General features: G+C 49.2%; 1 protein-coding gene. It reads right to left on the reverse strand.

Annotated elements, in window-relative coordinates; translation table 11 throughout:
* Positions 1–260, reverse strand: a 260-nt coding sequence (locus E0702_RS19765; protein WP_205742102.1) for a hypothetical protein, incomplete at both ends; no start/stop codon positions are given.

Here is a 260-nt window from a genome sequence, read left to right on the forward strand (position 1 = left end):
AGACGATGTTCCGTTTTTTATATACATGGTATCGCCATAAAGCAACCACCACCGATCGTTGTTGACACGGCGCAGGCCAACCGCAGTACCCAACTGATCAGCTAAATCAACTGGCGTTTCTACAACCTCCTCTTTGCTGTTATAGGTATTCACATATACATCAAGCTCAAAGGAGGTACTGCCGGCGCCATTTAAGATATAGGCTAAGTATGCGGTTTCCTCCGCAGTCGACGGCGCAGTGTTTGGCGCGCCCCTTCCAA

Source organism: Halomonas marinisediminis, from assembly GCF_004347715.1.
Lineage (GTDB): Bacteria > Pseudomonadota > Gammaproteobacteria > Pseudomonadales > Halomonadaceae > Halomonas > Halomonas icarae.